A 22,274-nucleotide genomic window follows, 5' to 3' on the forward strand; every position below is an offset into this window, starting at 1 on the left:
ATGTTAGCAAGGAGCGGTCCGCGCAGGATTGTGCGGCGGCGCACGGATTATACCTAAAAATGGATTCCGATTGGCGTCTGTCTTTAATTTCAGTAATATTGACATAAGTTTTACAGTGGTTTAACAAAATGACAGCGAGAAATAAGGTGTAATTTTTATTAAATCAACCGGTTGTCGTCTGTTAACGCAGGCGAGGCCTGAGAGAGTTACGCGGAGGGATAGGTTAATGGAAAGTAAAGTCATTATTCCGGTCAACGGGCAGAAGATTAGCGCCGATGCGCAGGGAAAGCTGAGTGTCCCGGCGACGCCGATTATTCCCTTCATCGAAGGCGATGGTATCGGGGTGGATGTGACGCCGGCGATGATCAAGGTGGTGGATGCCGCCGTTGCCAAGGCGTACCGCGGTGAGCGCCGCATCGCTTGGATGGAGATCTACACCGGAGAAAAGGCGACCCAGGTCTATGGCCCGGATGTCTGGCTGCCCGATGAGACGCTGGATCTGATCCGCGAATACCGCGTAGCGATTAAGGGCCCCCTGACGACGCCCGTCGGCGGCGGGATCCGCTCTCTCAACGTGGCGCTGCGCCAGCGGCTGGATCTGTATATCTGCCTGCGTCCGGTGCGCTATTACCAAGGGACGCCCAGCCCGGTCAAACAGCCGGAGCTGACGGACATGGTGATCTTCCGCGAAAACGCCGAGGATATTTACGCCGGCATCGAGTGGAAAGCCGACAGCCCCGAGGCCAAAAAAGTCATCGATTTCCTGCGCGAAGAGATGGGCGTCAACAAGATCCGCTTCCCTGAGCACTGCGGCATCGGGGTGAAGCCGTGCTCCGAGCAGGGGACCCAGCGCCTGGTGCGCGCGGCGATCGAGTACGCTATCGCCAACGATCGTGACTCGGTGACCCTGGTGCACAAGGGCAACATCATGAAGTTTACCGAAGGGGCCTTTAAAGACTGGGGATATCAGCTGGCGCGCGAGGAGTTTGGCGGCGAGCCCATCGACGGCGGCCCGTGGCTGGCGGTGAAGAATCCGCACAGCGGAAAAACCATCGTGATCAAGGATGTGATCGCCGATGCCTTCCTGCAGCAGATCCTGCTGCGTCCGGCGGAGTATGATGTGATCGCCTGCATGAACCTGAACGGCGACTATATCTCCGACGCGCTGGCGGCGCAGGTCGGTGGCATCGGCATCGCGCCGGGCGCCAACATTGGCGACGCATGTGCGCTGTTTGAGGCGACCCACGGCACCGCGCCGAAGTACGCCGGTCAGGATAAAGTGAATCCCGGCTCGATCATCCTGTCTGCCGAAATGATGCTGCGTCACATGGGCTGGACGGAAGCGGCGGACCTGATTGTTAAAGGCATGGAAGGGGCGATCGCCAATAAGACCGTAACCTATGACTTCGAACGTCTGATGGATGGCGCTAAGTTGCTGAAATGCTCTGAGTTTGGCGACGCGATCATCGACAATATGTGATTTTCTGAGTGGTTAGAAAAATCAACGGAGGTGTAATAACCTCCGTTTGGTTTTATAGTATGCGAATGGGTATCAAAAAATTACCAAAGCGCCATTCATTACACCGAGACACCTAGCTTGCCGCCCATTTTCTCCTGCTAATCGTCATCGGTATCCCACCGGCTAATTGGATGAATTATGGATCAACTATTGCCTGGTATACCGCTTATAGATAATAATTTTTGCCCTGTGTAGCCTGTAGACACCGATGTATCGCTCCATACCTTTGGGGCTATACCCTCTTCGTCATGGTAAATAACTTCCCATCAGATACGGTATGCTGAATATCGTTTTTGACTAATGATCAATCCAAAAGTTATTCTTATCTTCATACATTAGCGCCTCGCGCTGATTACGGATAATCAACACGATTGGCATATGTGGGGATTTATATAGAGAATACTATCTTTGACAATCTTACGCCACGCTGCGCATTACGAGTGACGACTTAATAATGATGATTTCAAAAGCATTTTTTATATCATCGATACTTTTGATGTTATTGATTCAAATAATCCAAATGTAATTACAACAAAAAATGAAATTGAAATGTTTAATAAGGTCATAAAAATCATCAGGGATGAAGTAGATGTAAGGCATAAGGATGCTGAGCCATATTTCAGCGTTCTTTTTGAAGGTAAGGCAAATCGGTGGATACTTAGATTTTATGACAAGAAATCATTATGTATAGTATTCTAGATAGAATTATCTGGTGTTCAAGTTAACGAAATCTCTAGGACGAAGCTGGAATGCGAAAATAGCAAAACACACATATTATCACCAGATGATATACTGCGCATTTCTGGAATCATTATTGATTCGCTAGAGTATGTGAAAAATGATGATAATTTTAGAAAAGCTAAAAGAGGCTCATCATCCGAGGATGGATGAATGCTATTTCAGTAGAGTTGATATTGCTGGGGTACACTGATATTTATTGATCGTTTTATTCATTTTGAAATAAATTCCCCGTTTTCGGGGCGTTCTGTTATGAATGACTTACCCGTCTATCAAGTAGGCCTTTCTATGGAGAGGCGCTCTGCGTTCTCAAAATGCTCGGGGCAGCCTGTGGTTTGTCACGAGAGGCAGGGCAGGGTAAGGACCCAGCCTACGTCCATGAAGGCTAAATCCTCATGCTGCCGCAGAAGCGCGGCGGCTCGTAGCGTGGGGAGTTGATGCTCCAGTTGCCACCAATGGATACAGAGACGAGTGGCTTTCGGTTAAACAATAATACGCTTGATCATCCTTGATAATGACGGTGCCTCCTATACTTAACTGGCATATTGATAGCCACGATGAGGAATGGAATGAAACAGAATCTCAGTCAGCAACCGGTGCCCGATCGCGCGGAGCCGAATGCGTTTTTCCCCTCGGCGTTTTCGCTGAATCAATTTACCCGTTCCACTTCCGATCTGAGCGGCGCAGACTATGCACGTCGCTACGACGGTGGTAAAAAAATCTTAGTGATTGCGACAGATGAGCGCTATCTCGCGATGGCGAACGGCACGCTTTTCTCCACTGGAAACCATCCGGTAGAGACGCTGCTGCCGATGTATCATCTGCACCAGGCGGGCTTTGCGTTTGATATTGCTACGTCCTCGGGCCTGATGGTGAAGTTTGAGCATTGGGCGATGCCCCGTGAAGATGCGGCGATTCAGGGGCTGTATCAGCATTATCTGCCACAGTTGCGCCGCCCGCGTCGTCTGCGAGAGGTGCTGTCGGCTCTGACGGCGGGAGAGCAGGACTATGCCGGGGTATTTATTCCCGGCGGTCACGGTGCGCTGATCGGCCTGCCCTTTGACGCCGACGTGGCGGAGACGATCCGCTGGACTATGTGTAGCGATCGCTATCTGATCGCTATTTGTCACGGTCCGGCGGCGTTTATCTCCCTGGCGCAGGGAGATAATCCGCTGCGGGGCTATGCCCTGTGTGCCTTTCCCGACAGCGCCGACCGACAAACGCCGGCGATCGGCTATATGCCGGGCGAGCTGCCGTGGTTTTTTGGGGAGCGGCTACAGGCGATGGGAATGACTCTGGTCAATACGGCGATTTCGGGGCAGGTGCATCAGGATCGTAAGCTGCTGAGCGGAGACAGTCCGTTTGCCGCCAACGCGCTGGGGCAGCTGGCTGCGCGGACGCTGCTGGCGCACTACGGCAGCTGAGGCATCGCGGTGTGTTTCCGAGGGTAAGCGTCGCTCAATGCCCCCACTGCAGGATCAGCAGCGCGGCGGCGATCCCCCAGGCGACGACGGCGCCCAGCAGCGCCAGCGAGAGGCGAAGATGGGGAACCAGCAGGTATAGCGAAAGCAGGTAGATAAAATAGGGAATGATGGCCCAGATGCCGAACAGGATGGTCCGACGTAGGGCATCGACGCTGTGTTCACGGCCGACGATATAGTGCGCGATCAGTGCGAAGGTGGGGAACATGGGCACCAGCCCAGCCAGGTAATAGCTTTTACTGCGCGAAAATAGGGCGATCAGCAATACCGCCAGCGCGCCGATCAGCGCTTTGAGGGTGAGTCCCATGGTGCGGCACTCCTTTGCGGATGGGCAGCGGGAAAGCCCCCGGCGCGGATGCGCCGTTGACAGCGGCGGCCGCCGCGCCGGGGAGATCCGCCCGGTTACCGGAGAGAACCGGTTACTGGCGGTAAACGTGCTTGATCTGCGCCATGGTTTTCTTAAAGGCGTCGGATTGGTCCTGATCCTCGATACGGGCGGCGTATTTTTCCATGTTGATGATCACTTTACCGGCGTCGGCCTGACCCATCGCCTTGAGCATCTCGGTCAGGGTCGCTTTCAGACAGGTGACCTCGTGTGTTAAGGCCTCAATGGTCGCTTCGGTAGAAAAATCAACGTTACTCATAAGTTACCTTTCGTTCAGATAATATACCGCTCGCCTGTGGCACACGGCTGTTCATCGGGGGTCGATAGCAATTGCGCAGGGCAAAACCGATAGCGGAGTATATCACAAAACCCGGTTTATTGCGCTGTAACGTTACGAGGATTGATCCGATTATAGCGCCGTTTAATTTTTACTTTATATACACAGAAAAATGTCGTTTTTGTATACACTAAGGCGATGGGCGCGCAATTTATCTGCGGCTGTATTAAGTCATTTTTGTCGTGTATTTTTTCAATGACTGACAATATCCAGCCTATTACGTGGCTGCGTCAAAATCGCGTTTTTTATGCGGTAGTTTATCGGGTAACGGGGCGCTTTTAAACGATTTTTATTTAATGTGTTGTTTTTAATGTGATTTTTATGTGAGGCGCCGGCGCGTGAGGATATCTGCATGTGCCAACGACCTTATCAATATTTCCGCATTAAGTAACATTTACACTATTCATTCTTTCGGCAAAAAACAGTAAACTGAGACAGTTTGGTATAAAAGTATGCTGTTGTTTCCTCTAGCTGGGAGATTTATCTTTGATTAGCGTTCTTCTTGTTGATGACCACGAACTGGTGCGCGCAGGGATCCGACGCATTCTTGAAGATATTAAAGGGATTAAAGTGGTAGGCGAGGCGCAGTGCGGCGAGGATGCGGTGAGGTGGTGCCGTAGCAACTGTGCGGATATCGTATTGATGGATATGAATATGCCGGGCATCGGCGGGCTGGAGGCCACACGTAAGATCCTGCGGGTAAAGCCGGAGGTCAAAGTCATCATGCTGACCATTCATACGGAAAATCCGCTGCCGGCGAAGGTAATGCAGGCCGGCGCGTTCGGCTATCTGAGTAAAGGCGCGGCACCGCAGGAGATGATCAGCGCGATCCGGGCGGTATACGCCGGTCAGCGCTATATCGCCTCTGATATCGCCCAGCAGATGGCGCTGAGTCAGCTGACGCCGCAGAGTGAGTCCCCGTTTGGCTCGCTTTCCGAGCGCGAGCTGCAGATTATGCTGATGATCACCAAAGGCAGCAAGGTGACAGAGATTTCCGAACAGCTGAATCTGAGTCCAAAAACAGTGAACAGCTATCGTTACCGCATGTTCAGTAAGCTGAACATCAGCGGGGATGTCGAGTTAACCCACCTGGCTATCCGTCACGGGCTGTGCAACGCAGAGAAAATCTTGAGCAGTGAGTGAGCGCTTTGATGCGGTCGCCTTTCTAAAGACGGTGACCAACCAACCGGGTGTATACCGGATGTACGATGCCGGCGCAGAGGTTATTTATGTCGGTAAGGCGAAAGATCTCAAAAAACGCCTCTCCAGCTACTTCCGGCGTCAGCTTGCCAGCCGCAAAACCGAAGCTCTCGTCCGCCAGATAGCCCAGATCGACGTGACCGTGACCCACACGGAAACCGAGGCGCTGCTGCTGGAGCACAATTACATCAAGCGCTACCAGCCCCGCTATAATGTGCTGCTGCGCGACGACAAATCCTACCCCCTGATCTTTCTCAGCGCCGAGCGTCACCCGCGTCTGACGGTACACCGCGGCGCCAAGCGCGCCCGGGGCGACTACTTTGGCCCGTTTCCCAACGCGAACGCGGTGCGTGAGACGCTGGCCCTGCTGCAGAAGCTGTTCCCCATTCGCCAGTGTGAAGACAGCGTCTATCGCAATCGCTCACGCCCCTGTCTGCAATACCAGATCCAGCGTTGCCTGGGCCCCTGCGTCGCCGGGCTGGTCAGCGATGAGGAGTATGCCCGCCAGGTAGAGTATGTGCGGCTGTTCCTCTCCGGGAAGGACAGCCAGGTGATCGACGCGCTGGTGATCAGGATGGAGGAGGCCAGTCGGGCGCTGCGCTTTGAGGAGGCCGCGCGGCTGCGCGATCAAATCCAGGCGGTGCGGCGGGTGACCGAGCGCCAGTTTATCTCTGGCGATCACGACGATATCGACGTGATTGGCGTCGCCTTTGAGGCGGGGATGGCCTGTATTCACGTGCTGTTTATCCGCCAGGGGCAGGTGCTGGGCAGCCGCAGCTACTTCCCGCGGGTTCCTGCCGGTACGACGCTGGCCGAGGTGCTGCAGACCTTTGTCGGCCAGTTTTACCTGCAGGGCAGTCAGATGCGCACACTGCCGGGCGAGATCCTGATCGACTTTGCCCTGCCGGATCGCCAGCTGCTGGGGGACTCCATCAGTGAGCTGGCCGGAAGGCGGATCCATATTCAGTCGCAGCCGCGCGGCGATCGCGCCCGTTACCTTAAGCTGGCGCGCACTAACGCATCGACGGCCTTGAACAGCCGGCTCTCACAGCAGTCGACCATTCTGCAGCGCCTGGCGCAGCTGGAGCAGGTGCTGCGGCGGGCGGACATTCAACGCATGGAGTGTTTTGATATCAGCCATACCATGGGGGAGGAGACGGTGGCCTCCTGCGTGGTATTCGATCGCAATGGACCGCTGCGCAGCGAATATCGGCGCTATAATATTAGTGACATTACCCCGGGTGATGACTATGCCGCCATGCGCCAGGTGCTGCGCCGTCGCTATGGCAAGGCGCTGAACGAAGAGAAAATCCCCGACGTTATTTTTATCGACGGCGGCAAGGGACAGCTGGCGCAGGCTAAACAGGTGTTTGCCGAACTGGAGGTGCCTTGGGATACGCATCGTCCGCTGCTGCTGGGGATTGCCAAAGGGAGCGATCGCAAGGCGGGACTGGAGACGCTGTTCTTTGAAGCGCAGGGGGAGGGCTTCTCCCTGGCGCCAGACTCACCGGCGCTGCATTTGATCCAGCATATCCGCGATGAGTCGCACAACCATGCGATCGCCGGGCATCGGAAAAAACGGGCGAAGGTACGCAGCACCAGCGCGCTCGAGTCCATTGAAGGCATCGGGCCCAAGCGGCGTCAGCAACTGCTCAAATATATGGGCGGAATGCAACCGTTGCGCGATGCCAGTGTTGATGAGATCGCAAAAGTGCCCGGTATTTCAGTCGCATTGGCGGAAAAGATCCACTATGCGTTGAAACAATGAGGGCGTTGTAGCAACATAAACGCAGTATCCACGAAAGGAAGATAGTCCAGTACTATGCGATTAAATATCCCCACGTTATTAACGCTGTTCCGCGTTATATTGATTCCGTTTTTTGTTCTGGCGTTCTATCTTCCGTTTGCCTGGGCCCCCTTCGCCTGCGCGCTGATCTTTGTTGTGGCGGCGGTGACCGATTGGTTTGACGGCTATCTCGCCCGCCGCCTGAAGCAGACTACCCGCTTTGGTGCCTTCCTTGATCCAGTGGCTGACAAAGTGATGGTGGCGACGGCGCTGGTGCTGGTCACGGAGTATTACCACGTCTGGTGGGTTACCCTGCCGGCTGCCACCATGATCGCCCGCGAAATCATCATCTCCGCCCTGCGAGAGTGGATGGCGGAGATCGGCAAGCGCAGCAGCGTCGCCGTCTCCTGGATCGGCAAGGTGAAAACCACCGCGCAGATGATGGCACTGGTCGGCCTGCTGTGGCGTCCGGACATCTATATCACCGTCGCTGGGATCGTCGCGCTGTATATCGCCGCGGTGCTGACCTTCTGGTCGATGTTCCAATACCTGAGCGCTGCCCGCAGCGATCTACTGGACTCTTGACGATGCTGTGTTAAAAAGCGGCAAACGGGCGGCCGATGCGAAAAAGAGAGTTGACGCCGCCGGTCAGATAAGTAGAATGCATCGCATCGGACGGCAATAATGAAAAGCCAGAAGATACAACTAAATAAGTTGATTATGCGGGAATAGCTCAGTTGGTAGAGCACAACCTTGCCAAGGTTGGGGTCGCGAGTTCGAGTCTCGTTTCCCGCTCCAAATTTAAGATCTTGCCCTACGGCGGGGTCAATCAGTTTGGCGCGTTAACAAAGCGGTTATGTAGCGGATTGCAAATCCGTCTAGTCCGGTTCGACTCCGGAACGCGCCTCCATTTTATTTGTCGCCGCCCGGATGGTGGAATCGGTAGACACAAGGGATTTAAAATCCCTCGGCGTTCGCGCTGTGCGGGTTCAAGTCCCGCTCCGGGCACCATGACAAAATGGTATAAAAATCAAAACGATATGTTTTGTTATTAAGCCACCGCAAGGTGGTTTTTTTGTGTCTTAAATTTGTCCAGTGGCAGCAAAATGGCAGCAGAGTGGCAGCAGAGAAAAAAACGCCCCCGGCTCCTCTGTGTTTTTCTACCCCCTGTTTCTCCCGTCGCGATAGGGTGGCGACGTGCCATGCTACGTATAAACAGAAAAGCCCGCGGGTTTCCCTGCGGGCTTTTTGTATTACTGAGGTTTGGGTGCCTTGGGGCCATGCGCTCGACAATGCGATCGGGGCGGCGAACCGCCCCTGTCGCTCACTTACTCGGATCCGTAGGCCATGTGAGCCACTATCTCCACTTTGCCGCTTCGGAAGCTAACGTCGCAGAGATTTTGCTTTGTCAGCAGCAGTACGCCTAATAGCGTGATACTGATAACGATTAGCGCAATCAGCGCTGGTTGTTGTGGCTCCATAGCCTGCTTCTCCTTGCCTTTTGGCGAGTAAGTGGGCTATTCTCACGTTGTCTAGGCATGAGAGAAGCTCCACGTTGATTTATCGTCAGGTGGGGCTTTTTCTTTGCCTGCCGATTGCCCGGACAGACAAGTCCAAGGCACCCGCGGCTAATCTATCGCCTTTCCCTATTCTGCGCAAATAATCACCACATACGCATCCTGCCGCCGCGTAGTCCACTGCCGATTTCACGTGAGTTTCGCACCTGATGCCGCTGTGCCCTCACGGTCGTTTTGCGCGATCGTCCTGTGATCATTTTTGCAATTTTCCAATGCGTCCCAAAAAATGCGTAGACCGCACTCTGTAAGGTTTCCCTCGTTTTGTCGCTGAGTGGCGCGATCCCGATGCGATCGTCTAAAACTGCAATGAACTGAAAAGCGTGAAATTTTGGAACCTTCCCAACCCCCCAGTGCAGGCGTGGGTTGGTGGGGAATTTTGGGGCAGGGGGTATCCTGCATTCTTTGACGATGAGACCGTGGGTTATTGGCGTTCGCTCAGGTGGTTCGTGGGTGGCTATCTCGCCGGATAATGAAGAAAATTCCAGCTTCACGCAGGCTCTTACATGTTTGGATGAAATTTTATATCTGGTCAGCAATTTGATTGTCTTATTGGGGATGCTGCTCTCCTCCGAAGAGTGTGGGCTAGCCTGAATGGTGTTATTCATTTTGCTTCTCCTTTACCGGGAGAGTGCGAGTATTTGTTGATCATCCGCATCACTTCCTTTTCAATTGTCTCCTGCAGAGCCAGAGCCAGAGCCAGAGCCAGAGCCAGAGCCAGAGCCAGAGCCAGAGCCAGAGCCAGAGCCAGAGCCAGAGCCAGAGCCAGAGCCAGAGCCAGAGCCAGAGCCAGAGCCAGAGCCAGAGCCAGAGCCAGAGCCAGAGCCAGAGCCAGAGCCAGAGCCCAGAGCCAGAGCCAGAGCCAGAGCCAGAGCCAGAGCCAGAGCCAGAGCCAGAGCCAGAGCCAGAGCCAGAGCCAGAGCCAGAGCCAGAGAGCCAGAGCCAGAGCCAGAGCCAGAGCCAGAGCCAGAGCCAGAGCCAGAGCCAGAGCCAGAGCCAGAGCCAGAGCCAGAGCCAGAGCCAGAGCCAGAGCCAGAGCCAGAGCCAGAGCCAGAGCCAGAGCCAGAGCCAGAGCCAGAGCCAGAGCCAGAGCCAGAGCCAGAGCCAGAGCCAGAGCCAGAGCCAGAGCCAGAGCCAGAGCCAGAGCCAGAGCGTCCATCCTCGTCTATCCTGGCATCGCTGAGTCGCTCAATCCGCGGGCGCGCGTCGCGCTAAATGGGCCGTCGCTGATGCTACGGATGGTCTTCTTTTACCCTGGGTTTTCGCCTGCCTCGCATCCTCCCGCTGTACGACCCCGGCGCTTTCCCTGAGCGCCTTGACGCGATCGATCGCTACGTCCGTCCGTTATCTCTCCAGGCTTCGCCAGATCTGAACTTCTGCTTTGCTACGGGATGCTCTATGCTGCAGGATAATGCGCGATCTGATCCTTCAACTCAGTAAAAATTCGAGTTATTCAATACAACCCATTAAAACACAATGTGTTTGTCATCAGCGTCCACAAATAAATAGTCAATAAATATAAAATTAATAAGCCTGGTATTCTTTTTTATGAATTTTCGATAAAGTATCAGCGCTTCTGATAGAGCGCCAACAATAAAAAATAGAAAGTCTGAAAAATATAGTCGATGCTTGCTTTTGTCGTTGAAATACTGATTAATGCTTAGACTTTAATCTAGACGGCGCTGGGCGATTTTTTGCCCCGTTATTTATATAAATAGGATGGGGTGTATGGCAGGAAGTTTCCAGGACGAAGTGCCAAAGGCGCGCATTAATCTCAAACTTGACCTGCATACCGGTGGCGCAGGCAAAAAGACTGAGCTCCCCTTGAAGTTGCTGATCGCGGGTGACTTCAGTAATGGTCAGGCGTCTGCACCATTGTTTGAGCGCGAAAAGGTTAATTTAGATAAAAACAATTTTGACGCAGTGCTTTCCGAATATTCCCCAAAGGTTAATCTTACCGTTAAAAATCCCCTTGCTGATGACGCTGGCGAAGATAATATCAGCCTGAGATTCCAGAGCATGAAGGATTTCTCTCCAGAGCAGGTTTCACGGCAAATTCCCCAGCTGAAGGCCATGCTTTCCATGCGTAATTTACTTCGTGATTTAAAGGCGAACCTGCTGGATAACCAGACTTTCCGAAAAGAGCTGGAAAAAATTCTGCGGGATCCGGCGTTAAGCGCAGAGCTCAGGAGCGAGCTATCCGCTCTGGCTCCAAAACAGCCTTAACCCCTCACGATGTTATAACGGATTAATCAAGGAATGCTCATGTCTGTACAAAATGAAAATATCGCGGGTAGTAAGAGCGAGGTGCTCGAACACCCTGTCGCTGGCGGGGTTTATGCGTCGCTGTTTGAAAAAATCAATTTGAGCCCGGTCTCCGCGCTGAGCGCGCTGGATATCTGGCAGGACGCGCAGGCGATGTCCGATGCGACGGCAGATGAGCGGTTAACGGCCGGGATGCAAGTATTTCTGGAATGCCTGAAAAAATCGGGTTCAAAAGTTGAGAAACTCGACAAAAACCTGATTGACCATCATATCGCTGAGCTGGACTACCAGATTAGCCGTCAGCTGGATGCGATAATGCACAGCGGAGAATTCCAGGCGGTAGAAAGCCTGTGGCGCAGCGTTAAATCTCTGGTCGATAAAACCGATTTTCGCCAGAATGTGAAAGTTGAACTGCTGGATATGTCTAAAGACGACCTGCGTCAGGATTTTGAAGACAGTCCGGAGATTATCCAGAGCGGGCTGTATAAACACACCTATATCGATGAATACGATACGCCGGGTGGCGAGCCGATTGCGGCCTTGATTTCTGCTTACGAGTTTGATGCCTCTGCGCAGGACGTTGCCCTGCTGCGCAATATTTCGAAAGTCTCTGCCGCTGCCCATATGCCCTTTATCGGCGCGGCCGGCCCGAAATTTTTCCTCAAGGATTCGATGGAGGAGGTGGCGGCCATTAAAGATATCGGTAACCACTTTGACCGCGCCGAATATATCAAGTGGAAATCCTTTCGCGAGACGGACGATGCCCGCTATATCGGCCTGGTAATGCCGCGCGTGCTGGGGCGTCTGCCGTATGGCCCGGACACCGTGCCGGTGCGCAGCTTTAACTATGTGGAAGAGGTCAAAGGCCCGGACCATAACAAATATCTGTGGACCAACGCCTCGTTTGCCTTCGCGGCCAACATGGTGCGCAGCTTTATCAACAACGGATGGTGTGTACAGATCCGTGGCCCGCAGGCTGGTGGTGCCGTTCAGGACCTGCCAATCCATCTTTACGATCTGGGCACCGGCAGCCAGGTGAAAATCCCGTCCGAAGTGATGATCCCGGAAACCCGTGAATTTGAGTTCGCCAATTTGGGTTTCATTCCTCTCTCTTACTACAAGAACCGCGACTACAGCTGCTTCTTCTCGGCCAATTCCACCCAGAAACCGGCGCTGTATGATACCGCCGATGCGACGGCCAACAGCCGCATTAATGCGCGTCTCCCATACATCTTCCTGCTGTCACGTATTGCCCACTACCTGAAGCTGATTCAGCGTGAAAATATTGGCACCACCAAAGACCGTCGTCTGCTGGAGCTGGAACTCAACACCTGGGTGAAAGGTCTGGTCACCGAAATGACCGATCCGGGCGACGAGCTGCAGGCGTCCCACCCGCTGCGCGATGCCAAAGTGGTGGTCGAGGACATTGAAGATAACCCGGGCTTCTTCCGTGTGAAGCTGTACGCCGTCCCGCACTTCCAGGTGGAAGGGATGGACGTCAACCTGTCACTGGTCTCTCAGATGCCGAAGGCGAAATCATAAGCTAAGGCAGGAAGCCGATGAAAACGGAACAACCGTTATGGGGCAGGGGCGTTATGGTCTCTCCTCAGCACTTCCAGCAACAGGCCGCATACACGGCCTGGTCTGCGGAATGTATTGCCCGGCTGGGTCTTGCACAGCCCTGGGGCGTGATAAATGCCGTTTTTGAACCGGATGCACTGAAACTGGGCCGCCTGCAGGCCCGCCACCTGCATATCCGGTTTCCGGACGGTACGCTTATCGATACGGATAATGCTGACGACCTGCCGCCGGCGCTGGCGCTTGAGGGTGAATCACAGGAAGTGGTGGTGGTTCTGGCCCTTCCGCTGCTGCGGGCGAATGGTGGCAACTGTCTTAAACCCGATGAGGTGGCCGGGCGCCCTGTTCGCTATCGCCAGCGCTGGCGGGATGTCCGCAATACCTTCGGGGAGGATACTCGCCAGATTGCGGTGATGCAGCCGGAGCTGACGCTGCGTTTCATCCATCAGAACAACAGCGATTACCTGATCTGCCCGGTCGCTCGTCTGCGGCAGGATTCACAGGGGCGCTGGGCGCTTAGTGAGGCGTATCTCCCCCCGCTCCTTACCATCCAGGGCAGTCGCTGGCTGGTGACCCAACTGGAGCAACTGATGACGCAGCTGCGCGCCCGCCGCCGTCGCCTGATGGCCATGCGCAGGGAAAGTAACGAGCGCATGGCGGATTTTGCCGTGGCGGACGTCTCCCTGTTCTGGCTGCTCAATGCCCTAAACAGCGCGGAGCCGGTGCTGGGGCAGTTTCAGTGTCACCCGCAAAGCCCGCCCGAGCGTCTGTATCCGGAGCTGGCGCGCCTTGCGGGCAGCCTGTTGACCTTCTCACTGGAGCACCAGGTGAGTGCTATTCCTGTCTGGCAGCATGAGCAGCTGAATAACGTTTTTCCGCCGCTGTTTGATTTGCTGGGCGATCTGTTGGAAGCCAGCCTGCCGTCGCGGGTGGTGTCGATTGAGCTTGAGCACGATGCCCGGCTTCACGTCTGGCATGCCCGTCTGCATGACCCGCGCCTGCGCGAAGGGGCTGATTACTATCTCTCCGTACGTTCATCGATGCCGGCGGCTCAGCTACAGGAACAGTTCCCGCGTCAGTGCAAGGTCGGTAGTCCCGATCATGTCAGGAGTATCGTCAATTCTTCACGGGTGGGTGTGCCTCTGGCGCCGCTACGTCATGTGCCGGCCGCCATTCCGCTGCGCCTGGAAAATCAGTATTTCAGCCTCGATGTGACACACCCACTGGCCACCGAGATGCTGCAAAGCGGCAGCTGTATGTTTTATGTCCCGGGGATGCTCGGCGAGCCTGAGCTTGAACTCTTTGCGGTATTGAGAACATGAGTGAGCGTAAACGCGGCGCGGCCGCGTCCATCGATATTGACGCCCTGCTGCAGGATACCTGGCTGCAGGTCATCAGCCTGCGTCACGGCCCGACATTCCAGGATGGCGAAGGGCGCACCTTGTGGGAGCGCTGTATTGCTGATGTGGAGCGGGTCCAGCAAGAGCTGAAAGCGCGTGAGCTGGATGAGGCGGGTTGTCAGCACATTCTTGCCGCGCAATGTGCGCTGCTTGATGAGACGGTCAAGGGGCGCGGCGTGGAGGATGACGCCTGTGTGCAGTGGTATGACATTCCCCTGCAGGGACATTTTCTCGGCACCATGGATGCCGGCGATACGCTGTGCGATCGGATGCGTGATGTGCTGCGTGAGCCGGCGCCTGATCATGCCGTTGTGACCTGCTTCCAGCGTGTGATGATGCTGGGTTTCCTGGGCAGTTTCCATTCTCAGAATGACCCGGAACGTCAGAAACTCGTCAATGCACTCAATGAACATGTCACGCCGTTCCGCTATCCAGCGTCCCATCCGGTGCTGGCGGAAAGCCGTGCTGGATGGGGCGTGGGGGGCTGGCTGGCGTCATGGCCCGTGAGTATTGCTTTGAGCATGTTGGCGGTCGCCGCACTCTGGTGGGGCCTGGATCACTGGCTGGATCAGATGCTGTTGAGCCTGCTGCCGGGAGTCGTGAAATGAGTCCGGCACAACAGCGCGGACTTGCGCTGTGGGCCGCCCTGCTGAGTACGGTGATCTGTCTGGGTTTTCTGCCGGGATCCCGAGGGGGTTCCATGCTGCTTCTGCTGGCGCTGCTGGGGGTTATCCTGGCGTGCTGGATTGTGGCCAGCCGGCGTGCAGAGCATGAATCGACGTTGCGCCCCGACGACCTGCCTGACGCCACGTATCGCCAGCCAGTGGTGCTGGTCTGTGGGGATCTCCCCCAGGCCTGGCCCGGGCAATCTCAGGTCCTGACCGTCACCCAGGGGTGCTGGATCCGGGTGGAGAGCCCTCAGGATCTGGAGCAGACAGCCCGTCAGCTGTTATGGCTTCGCCCTGGCTGGGGAGATCAGCTGTCGGTGATGGTCAGCGTCTGTCCGCAGAAATACGCCGACAGCGGGCATCTAACCCGTTGCCTGCTGGCCCTGCGCTGGCAAATCAGCCGGCTGCGTAAAGAGACGGGTCATTCTGTGCCGCTGGTCCTGCATGGTCAGATTGGCAGCGCGATGACGAATGATCTGCTCTGGCAGGCGGCTATCCCAGGGGAAGGCGTGAGAGTCTGGCGTGCGTCTTCGGCGCCGGGTTCCATCGCTGCATGGGTCACCGCCGGTGGGTCGCCTGCGATGCAGCAACAGGTGTTGATGAACAGCCTGATGAGCTGGTTCCATCAACACGTCAAAGCTGTCTTTATGGATGAGAACTCCGATGTTCCTGCCATTATACCTGTTGCGGAGCTGTGGGGTATGGGGCCGATCCTTGCCGGAAGTCTGGCCACATCGGCCTGGACCGCGTGGCTGTCCCGCCACACCGCCATGCAGCAGGTGGCGGGCTGGCAGCCGCTGGGAACGAACGGTACGGTTATCTCCCCGTTGCCAGATTTTATCCTGCCGCTGCTGCCGGAGGGGCGAGGCCTGACGCCGCGTGGGCGAACATGGCGCGGTGTGCTCGGGCTCTTTACGCTGGCGGCGATTGCAGCGCTGCTCAGTAGTGGCTGGAACAATCGCCAGCTGCTGCAGCGTGTGAGCGTTGATATTGCCCGCTACGACCGTATCCCGATGCATGATTTCGGCCCCAAAGCCGACGCCGTTGCTGTCCTGCGTGACGATGCGGCAGCGCTGGATAATCTGGCGCGCAACGGGATACCGCCCCGTCTGAGCCTCGGTTTATATCAGGGTGAGCGTCTGCGAATGCCGCTACTGGATGCGATCCATGCTTATGTGCCCCCGCCGTTTGAATCTGAAGCGCAGCCGACGCCCAAACGGGTATCGAAACCTAAACCGGTACCGAAAATTGTCCGCCTCGACAGCATGTCATTGTTCGATTCCGGCAAATCGGTACTGAAAACCGGCTCCACCAAATGGCTTGTGAACTCACTGGTCGGCATCAAGGCGAAGCCGGGCTGGCTGATTGTCGTCAGTGGTCACACCGATAACACCGGCAGCCCTCAACTGAATCAGATGCTGTCCCTGAAGCGTGCCGAAGCGGTACGCGACTGGATGCGTGACACTGGCGATGTGCCGGAAAGCTGTTTTGCGGTGCAGGGCTATGGCGCAAGCCGCCCGGTCGCAACCAATGACACCCCGGAAGGGCGCGCACTTAACCGTCGTGTCGAAATCAGTCTGGTACCGCAGGCTAATGCCTGTCAGATACCCGGCGAAACCCCAGCGTCATCGCAGGATGATGACGTATCACAATCAAATGGAGAGTAACTCTCATGGCAATTCCTGTTTATCTTTGGCTGAAGGACGACGGCGGTGCGGACATTAAAGGGTCTGTGGACGTGCAGGATCGCGAAGGCAGCATCGAAGTGGTGGCCCAGGAGCATAACCTGTATATCCCGACCGATAACAACACCGGCAAGCTGACCGGCACCCGTATCCACACCCCATTCCTGTTCACCAAGGAAATCGACTCGTCCAGCCCGTACCTGTACAAGGCGGTGACCACCGGGCAGACCCTGAAGTCTGCGGAATTCAAGTGGTACAAAATCAACGATGCGGGCCAGGAAGTGGAGTACTTCAACACCAAACTGAAAAACGTGAAGGTGGTGAAAGTGGCTCCGAAGATGCACGACATCAAGGATCCTGCCTTCGAGAAACACAACCACCTTGAGCAGATCGAACTGCGTTACGAAAAAATCACCTGGACCTACAAAGACGGCAACATCATTCACTCCGACTCCTGGAGCGAACGCGCTACCGCGTAAGTCACCAGCGGGCAGCGTTTCTCTGTCCGCTTTCCCATTTTTGCTCAACGTCTGTCTGCGCGGGCGTTGAGCAAAGAAAACCACAAACTGCCAGCCCGACCGTGTGCGCTTTGGTCCCCTGAACGGGAAATAGTGAGGGGCGGTAGCGTGTCCAGGAACCGACAAAGAGATCAATTCATGGAAAATCCAGCCGTTCTGTTACGTCGCCTAAACCCTTACTGCGCCCGTGCGATGGAGGGGGCGGCCTCGCTCTGCCAGATCCGCACCCATGCGGAAATCCTGCCTGAGCACTGGCTGCTGAAGCTGCTGGAGCAGGGGGAGGGTGACCTGACGGTGCTGGCCCGCCGTTATGAGTGGGATATGGATGCGCTGTGGCAGGATTTGCTCGGCTGGCTGGATTCACTTCCCCGCTCTGTTTGCAGTCGCCCGCAGCTTTCAAACAGCATTCAGACACTGATGCAGGAAGCCTGGCTGATTGCCTCCCTTAATGGCGAAGAGCATATCCGCAGTGTGCATCTGCTGATGGCGCTGGCCGATAGGCCAAAACTGGTGCGCTGCGATGGCCTGTGGCCGCTGCTGACCCTCGGCCAGAGTCAGCTGGAGCGTCTGCGTCCGCTGCTTGATGCGCAGTCAGACGAACGCCCGGATGTGCAGCTGGATGAAGAATTAGCCAAAAGCGATACGGTTGAGTTCGTGGGCCGCCCGGTCGGCGTTTCTGAAGGCAAAGAAGGCGAGTTGTCGCCTGCGCTGCAGAACGCGCTGGATAAATTCACCCTCGATGTCACCGCCAAGGCCAGAGAGGGCAAAATCGACCCGGTGTTTGGTCGCGACACGGAAATCCGTCAGATGGTGGATATTCTCTCGCGCCGTCGCAAGAACAACCCGATCCTGGTCGGCGAGCCGGGTGTCGGCAAAACGGCCCTGGTTGAAGGGCTGGCGCTGCGCATCGCCGAGGGCAACGTTCCTGAATCCTCAAACCGGTCATCCTGTGCACCCTCGATCTTGGCCTGTTGCAGGCGGGCGCAGGCGTAAAGGGCGAATTTGAGCAGCGTCTGAAAAACGTCATCGATGCGGTGCAGCAGTCGCCGGTGCCCATCCTGCTGTTTATCGACGAAGCCCACACCATTATCGGGGCGGGTAACCCGGCGGGCGGTGCGGATGCCGCCAATCTGCTGAAACCGGCGCTGGCCCGCGGCGAACTGCGCACCATCGCGGCCACTACCTGGAGCGAGTACAAGCAGTACTTCGAGCGTGATGCCGCGCTGGAGCGCCGCTTCCAGATGGTGAAAGTGGACGAGCCAGACGACGAGACCGCCTGCCTGATGCTGCGTGGCCTGAAATCCCGCTATGCCGAACACCACGGCGTACATATCACTGACGACGCGGTACGCGCGGCGGTCACATTGTCGCGCCGCTATTTGACCGGACGCCAGCTGCCGGACAAAGCCGTTGACCTGCTGGATACCGCCTCTGCCCGTGTGCGAATGAGTCTCGACACGGTGCCGGAACAAATTGTGCGTCTGAAAGCGCAGCTGAATGCACTGGCGCTGGAAGAGCAGGCGCTGCTGGAAGACATTGCCGCAGGCAGCAACCGTCATGGTGACCGCCTGGGTGTCATTGAGCAGCAGCGGACTGAACTGGAAGCGCGTATCGAGGAGCAGGAAGCACGTTTCAGCAACGAAAAGGCGCTAGCACAGCAGTTGATGGCCAGCCGTCAGGACATCAGTCAGCAGGCTGAAATTACTGGCCTGCAACAGCAATTGGAGCAGGCACAGCAGGGTGATGTGCTGGTCCAGGTGGACGTAGACACCCGCACCGTGGCCAACGTGATTGCCGACTGGACCGGCGTTCCGTTGTCTTCACTGATGAAAGACGAGCAGACCGAACTGCTGACCCTGGAAGCTGAAATCGGTAAGCGCGTAGTGGGGCAGGACATGGCGCTGATCGCCATTGCCCAGCGCCTGCGCGCGGCGAAAACCGGCCTGACGTCTGAGAACGGCCCTCAGGGCGTGTTCCTGCTGGTTGGTCCGAGTGGCGTGGGGAAAACCGAGACCGCGCTGGCGCTGGCCGATGTGCTGTACGGTGGTGAAAAATCGCTGATTACCATCAACCTCTCCGAATACCAGGAGGCGCATACCGTTTCCCAGCTAAAAGGTTCGCCTCCGGGCTATGTGGGATACGGCCAGGGCGGTATTCTCACCGAAGCGGTGCGCAAGCGCCCGTACAGTGTGGTGCTGCTGGATGAGGTGGAAAAAGCCCATCGTGACGTGATAAACCTGTTCTATCAGGTGTTCGACCGCGGCTTTATGCGCGACGGCGAAGGGCGTGAAATCGACTTCCGTAATACCGTTATTCTGATGACCTCGAACCTCGGCAGCGACCACCTGATGCAGCTGCTGGATGAACAGCCAGGTGCCAGCGAAAGCGACCTGCACGAACTGCTGCGCCCGACTTTACGTGACCACTTCCAGCCCGCGCTGCTGGCCCGTTTCCAGACAGTTATCTACCGTCCGCTGGCAGAATTAGCCATGCGCACCATCGTGGAGATGAAACTCAGCCAGGTGAGCAAACGCCTGCATCGCCATTACGGCCTGACCACCCATATCAACGAGAGCCTGTATGACACGCTGACCGCCGCCTGCCTGTTGCCGGACACCGGGGCGCGCAACGTCGACAGCCTGCTCAACCAGCAGATTTTGCCGGTGCTGAGTCAGCAGCTGCTGAGTCATATGGCCGTAAAACAGCAACCTCAGGCGTTACGTCTTAGCTGGAGTGAGGAAGAGGGGATCGGACTGGCGTTTGACCGGATGCAGGGGACGTGCGCATGAGCCATGTTCCCCCGATGAGATTCAGCCATAGCCATCACCTGTTAGCGGTGAAGGGATGTGAGGCAGCGCTCGATGTGCTGGCTTTCGAGGGGATGGAGGCCCTGAGTCAACCGTTTAGCTACCGTATTGAGTTCACCAGTGCAGATCATGCCATCAGCAAGGAAATGATGCTGATGAAAGCCGCTTCCCTGACGCTGCAGGCACCGGTGGATCAGGGCTACGGCATTAAGGTGCAACAGGCCGTTCGCGTGATTCAGGGGGTAGTCAGTGGTTTTGAACGCCTCGGTACCTCAAAAGACGAAACCCATTACGCCCTGACGCTGACGCCGCGCCTGGCGTTGCTCAGCCGTTCACACCAGAACGCCATTTATCAGGACATGTCGGTTCCGCAGATTGTTGAAAAAATTCTGCGCGAGCGCCACAGCATGCGCGGCCAAGATTTTCTGTTCTCGCTGACGCAGGACTATCCACGCCGCGAGCAGGTGATGCAGTACGGCGAGGACGATCTGCATTTCATCACCCGACTGCTGGGTAAGGTGGGCATCTGGTTCCGCTTTACCACCGATATGCGCCTCAATATCGATGTGGTGGAGTTTTACGACGGCCCGCAGGGCTATGAGAAAGGGCTGACCCTGCCGTCGGTGCCGCCGTCGGGCCAGCATTCGGCAGGCGTGGACTCGGTGTGGGGAATGGAGACCCATCATCACGTGGTGCAGAAGCAGGTCAGCACCTGTGATTACAACTACCGTGCGGCAAACGAGGACATGAACACCCAGGTCGATGTGACCCGGGGGGACGCCACTACCTACGGTGATGCCTATCACTATGCCGACAATTACCTGACGCCGGGCAGTAAATACGACCGCCATCCGGCCCCGGAATCCGGGGCGTTCTATGCCCGTATTCGCCACGAACGTTACCTGAACGGTCAGACACAAACCCACGCCATCACCAGTTGCCCGACGCTGTTCCCGGGTATGCTGTTAAAGGTCACCGGCGGCTATGAGGTGGCAGACGTGTTTGCGCATGGCGTGGTCATCACCGCGATGCGCAGCCATGCGCGCCGTGATGAAGATTTTGGTGTGAATTTTGAGGGTATCCCGGACAGCCCCGATTTTGGCTTCCGCCCGGCCCCCGGTGACCGTCCGGTGATGGCCGGCACGCTGCCGGCCCGCGTTACCAGCACCACCGAAAATGACGCCTACGGCCATATCGACCGCGATGGCCGCTACCGCGTCAACATGCTGTTCGACCGCGATAACTGGGAGACCGGTTTTGAAAGCCTGTGGGTGCGCCAGTCGCGCCCCTATGCCGGTGACACCTATGGCCTGCACCTGCCGCTGCTGGCGGGCACCGAAGTGGCGATTAGCTTTGAGGACGGTAACCCGGACCGGCCGTACATCTCCGGCGTACTTCATGACTCGGCGCACGGCGACCACGTCACCATTCAGAACTACAAACGCAACGTCCTGCGCACCCCCAAAAACAACAAACTCCGCCTGGATGACTCGGAAAATCAGGAGCATATCAAGCTCTCAACCGAGTACGGCGGCAAGAGCCAGCTGAACCTTGGCCATCTGGTGGATGTTGAGCGCCAGAAGCGCGGTGAAGGCTTTGAGCTCAGAAGCGATAGCTGGGGAGCCATCCGGGCGCAGAAAGGGATCTTCATCAGCGCTGACGGTCAGACGATGGCGCAGGGGGCGGCGCTGGAGATGCAGCCGGCGGTCAGCAATCTGGGTGACGCTCGGGAGCAGATGACCTCCATCTCCGATGACGCGCAGAAGGCGGCCACGACCCCGGCGGATCTCCGGGCGCAAATCACACTGCTGGAGCAGCAGCTGACAGATCTCAAAAAATCGGTGCTGCTGCTCAGCGCGCCGGATGGGATGGCGCTGACCAGCGGACAGCACCTACAGGTATCGGCCGGCCAGAATCTGATTGCCACTGCCGGTAAAAATGCGGACGTCAGCGTGGTGAAAAATCTGTTTATCGGGGTCGGTAATGCCCTGAGTGTGTTCGTCCGTAAGCTGGGGATCAAGCTCATCGCCAACCAGGGGCCGGTGAGGATCCAGGCGCAGAATGCGTTGATGGAGCTGCTCGCCCGTGGAGAGATCCGCGTCGTCAGCACCGAAGATCGCATCGAAATCATTGCCAAAAAACAGGTCACGATTAACGGGGGCGGAAGCTATATCACCCTCGATGCCAATGGCATTGAATCAGCCACTCAGGGTGAATACCTGACCAAGGCCGGGTATTACGGACGAAAAGAAAAGGCCAGCAAGCAGGTAGCGTTTCCGAGCATGGCGCCTGAAACCGCAGAGTCCTCCAGTAAATGCAGCTTTTCATGACGG

At 56.3% G+C, this 22,274-nt stretch carries 17 protein-coding genes, 3 tRNA genes and 1 pseudogene; 17 read left to right on the top strand and 4 right to left on the bottom strand.

The features are described 5' to 3' along the window. Window positions 1–226: 226 nt before the first annotated feature. Both icd and hchA read left to right on the top strand, forming a co-directional pair. A complete protein-coding gene (icd, locus tag QY76_RS09960) occupies window positions 227–1,480 on the top strand; it encodes an NADP-dependent isocitrate dehydrogenase (RefSeq protein ID WP_045428029.1) in 1,254 nt (417 codons plus the stop codon). Window positions 1,481–2,826: 1,346 nt separating this feature from the next. Continuing rightward, entirely contained in the window at window positions 2,827–3,681 is an 855-nt protein-coding gene (gene hchA / locus QY76_RS09965) for a glyoxalase III HchA (protein WP_045428026.1), read from the top strand. Window positions 3,682–3,715: 34 nt separating this feature from the next. Here the strand turns inward: hchA and QY76_RS09970 are convergent, their stop codons facing one another. Both QY76_RS09970 and QY76_RS09975 read right to left on the bottom strand, forming a co-directional pair. Continuing rightward, a complete protein-coding gene (locus tag QY76_RS09970) occupies window positions 3,716–4,045 on the bottom strand; it encodes a GlpM family protein (protein ID WP_034165461.1) in 330 nt (109 codons plus the stop codon). Between the two features lie 112 nt (window positions 4,046–4,157). Then, window positions 4,158–4,382 (bottom strand): DUF2594 family protein, encoded by a 225-nt coding sequence (locus QY76_RS09975; protein ID WP_012848881.1) that lies wholly within the window; start codon window positions 4,380–4,382, stop codon window positions 4,158–4,160. Window positions 4,383–4,946: 564 nt separating this feature from the next. Between QY76_RS09975 and uvrY the strand changes: the two genes are divergently transcribed. The 6 genes from uvrY (at window position 4,947) to QY76_RS10005 (ending at window position 8,457) form a co-directional block, all read left to right on the top strand. Beyond that, complete coding sequence (gene uvrY, locus QY76_RS09980; RefSeq protein ID WP_045428023.1) at window positions 4,947–5,603, top strand: UvrY/SirA/GacA family response regulator transcription factor; 657 nt, start codon at window positions 4,947–4,949, stop codon at window positions 5,601–5,603. Then, complete coding sequence (gene uvrC, locus QY76_RS09985) at window positions 5,596–7,428, top strand: excinuclease ABC subunit UvrC (protein ID WP_045428020.1); 1,833 nt, start codon at window positions 5,596–5,598, stop codon at window positions 7,426–7,428. The genes uvrY and uvrC overlap by 8 nt, the downstream gene beginning before the upstream one ends. Before the next feature lie 54 nt (window positions 7,429–7,482). Further along, window positions 7,483–8,031 (top strand): CDP-diacylglycerol--glycerol-3-phosphate 3-phosphatidyltransferase, encoded by a 549-nt coding sequence (gene pgsA, locus QY76_RS09990; protein WP_012848878.1) that lies wholly within the window; start codon window positions 7,483–7,485, stop codon window positions 8,029–8,031. A 137-nt stretch (window positions 8,032–8,168) separates the two neighbouring features. Further along, a tRNA-Gly gene (locus QY76_RS09995) sits at window positions 8,169–8,244 on the top strand. A 38-nt stretch (window positions 8,245–8,282) separates the two neighbouring features. Continuing rightward, a tRNA-Cys gene (locus QY76_RS10000) sits at window positions 8,283–8,356 on the top strand. Window positions 8,357–8,370: 14 nt separating this feature from the next. Next, window positions 8,371–8,457 (top strand) — tRNA-Leu (locus QY76_RS10005). A gap of 317 nt (window positions 8,458–8,774) precedes the next feature. Here the strand turns inward: QY76_RS10005 and QY76_RS17945 are convergent. Then, the gene (locus tag QY76_RS17945; protein WP_071844157.1) at window positions 8,775–8,927 is read right to left on the bottom strand and encodes a Hok/Gef family protein; all 153 of its coding nucleotides are present in this window, start codon (window positions 8,925–8,927) and stop codon (window positions 8,775–8,777) included. A gap of 182 nt (window positions 8,928–9,109) precedes the next feature. Then, complete coding sequence (locus QY76_RS19275; protein WP_034165339.1) at window positions 9,110–9,628, bottom strand: hypothetical protein; 519 nt, start codon at window positions 9,626–9,628, stop codon at window positions 9,110–9,112. Window positions 9,629–9,651: 23 nt separating this feature from the next. Between QY76_RS19275 and QY76_RS17950 the strand changes: the two genes are divergently transcribed. From QY76_RS17950 to QY76_RS10060, 9 genes and pseudogenes are all read left to right on the top strand, one after another. Next, a complete protein-coding gene (locus tag QY76_RS17950; protein WP_158409690.1) occupies window positions 9,652–10,203 on the top strand; it encodes a hypothetical protein in 552 nt (183 codons plus the stop codon). A 545-nt stretch (window positions 10,204–10,748) separates the two neighbouring features. Next, window positions 10,749–11,246 carry a type VI secretion system contractile sheath small subunit gene (gene tssB, locus QY76_RS10025; RefSeq protein WP_049648795.1) on the top strand — a complete coding sequence of 166 codons (498 nt, stop codon included), beginning with the start codon at window positions 10,749–10,751 and terminating at the stop codon, window positions 11,244–11,246. 33 nt (window positions 11,247–11,279) lie between these two features. After that, window positions 11,280–12,827, top strand: a complete 1,548-nt coding sequence (gene tssC / locus QY76_RS10030; RefSeq protein WP_049648796.1) for a type VI secretion system contractile sheath large subunit — start codon at window positions 11,280–11,282, stop codon at window positions 12,825–12,827. A 17-nt stretch (window positions 12,828–12,844) separates the two neighbouring features. Beyond that, window positions 12,845–14,185 (top strand): type VI secretion system baseplate subunit TssK, encoded by a 1,341-nt coding sequence (tssK, locus tag QY76_RS10035; RefSeq protein ID WP_045428376.1) that lies wholly within the window; start codon window positions 12,845–12,847, stop codon window positions 14,183–14,185. Beyond that, the gene (gene tssL / locus QY76_RS10040) at window positions 14,182–14,871 is read left to right on the top strand and encodes a type VI secretion system protein TssL, short form (RefSeq protein ID WP_034166038.1); all 690 of its coding nucleotides are present in this window, start codon (window positions 14,182–14,184) and stop codon (window positions 14,869–14,871) included. Before tssK ends, tssL begins: the two co-directional genes overlap by 4 nt. Next, window positions 14,868–16,598 carry an OmpA family protein gene (locus QY76_RS10045; RefSeq protein ID WP_049648797.1) on the top strand — a complete coding sequence of 577 codons (1,731 nt, stop codon included), beginning with the start codon at window positions 14,868–14,870 and terminating at the stop codon, window positions 16,596–16,598. The genes tssL and QY76_RS10045 overlap by 4 nt, the downstream gene beginning before the upstream one ends. Window positions 16,599–16,603: 5 nt before the next feature. Continuing rightward, window positions 16,604–17,095, top strand: a complete 492-nt coding sequence (gene hcp, locus QY76_RS10050) for a type VI secretion system effector Hcp (RefSeq protein WP_045428371.1) — start codon at window positions 16,604–16,606, stop codon at window positions 17,093–17,095. A 177-nt stretch (window positions 17,096–17,272) separates the two neighbouring features. Further along, window positions 17,273–19,923, top strand: a pseudogene (gene tssH, locus QY76_RS10055) (type VI secretion system ATPase TssH). Continuing rightward, complete coding sequence (locus QY76_RS10060; RefSeq protein WP_049648798.1) at window positions 19,920–22,271, top strand: type VI secretion system Vgr family protein; 2,352 nt, start codon at window positions 19,920–19,922, stop codon at window positions 22,269–22,271. The pseudogene tssH and the gene QY76_RS10060 overlap by 4 nt, the downstream one beginning before the upstream one ends. Window positions 22,272–22,274 lie beyond the last annotated feature (3 nt).

Source organism: Edwardsiella sp. EA181011 (assembly GCF_000800725.1).
In the GTDB taxonomy this organism is placed as follows: Bacteria; Pseudomonadota; Gammaproteobacteria; order Enterobacterales; family Enterobacteriaceae; genus Edwardsiella; species Edwardsiella anguillarum.

Excerpts from the sequence above, each read along its gene's own strand:
- icd (WP_045428029.1), top strand. The coding sequence starts at position 227 with ATGGAAAGTAAAGTCATTATTCCGGTCAACGGGCAGAAGATTAGCGCC.
- hchA (WP_045428026.1), top strand. The coding sequence starts at position 2,827 with ATGAAACAGAATCTCAGTCAGCAACCGGTGCCCGATCGCGCGGAGCCG.
- QY76_RS09970 (WP_034165461.1), bottom strand. The coding sequence starts at position 4,045 with ATGGGACTCACCCTCAAAGCGCTGATCGGCGCGCTGGCGGTATTGCTG.
- QY76_RS09975 (WP_012848881.1), bottom strand. The coding sequence starts at position 4,382 with ATGAGTAACGTTGATTTTTCTACCGAAGCGACCATTGAGGCCTTAACA.
- pgsA (WP_012848878.1), top strand. The coding sequence starts at position 7,483 with ATGCGATTAAATATCCCCACGTTATTAACGCTGTTCCGCGTTATATTG.
- QY76_RS17945 (WP_071844157.1), bottom strand. The coding sequence starts at position 8,927 with ATGGAGCCACAACAACCAGCGCTGATTGCGCTAATCGTTATCAGTATC.
- QY76_RS19275 (WP_034165339.1), bottom strand. The coding sequence starts at position 9,628 with ATGAATAACACCATTCAGGCTAGCCCACACTCTTCGGAGGAGAGCAGC.
- tssB (WP_049648795.1), top strand. The coding sequence starts at position 10,749 with ATGGCAGGAAGTTTCCAGGACGAAGTGCCAAAGGCGCGCATTAATCTC.
- tssC (WP_049648796.1), top strand. The coding sequence starts at position 11,280 with ATGCTCATGTCTGTACAAAATGAAAATATCGCGGGTAGTAAGAGCGAG.
- tssK (WP_045428376.1), top strand. The coding sequence starts at position 12,845 with ATGAAAACGGAACAACCGTTATGGGGCAGGGGCGTTATGGTCTCTCCT.
- tssL (WP_034166038.1), top strand. The coding sequence starts at position 14,182 with ATGAGTGAGCGTAAACGCGGCGCGGCCGCGTCCATCGATATTGACGCC.
- QY76_RS10045 (WP_049648797.1), top strand. The coding sequence starts at position 14,868 with ATGAGTCCGGCACAACAGCGCGGACTTGCGCTGTGGGCCGCCCTGCTG.
- hcp (WP_045428371.1), top strand. The coding sequence starts at position 16,604 with ATGGCAATTCCTGTTTATCTTTGGCTGAAGGACGACGGCGGTGCGGAC.
- QY76_RS10060 (WP_049648798.1), top strand. The coding sequence starts at position 19,920 with ATGAGCCATGTTCCCCCGATGAGATTCAGCCATAGCCATCACCTGTTA.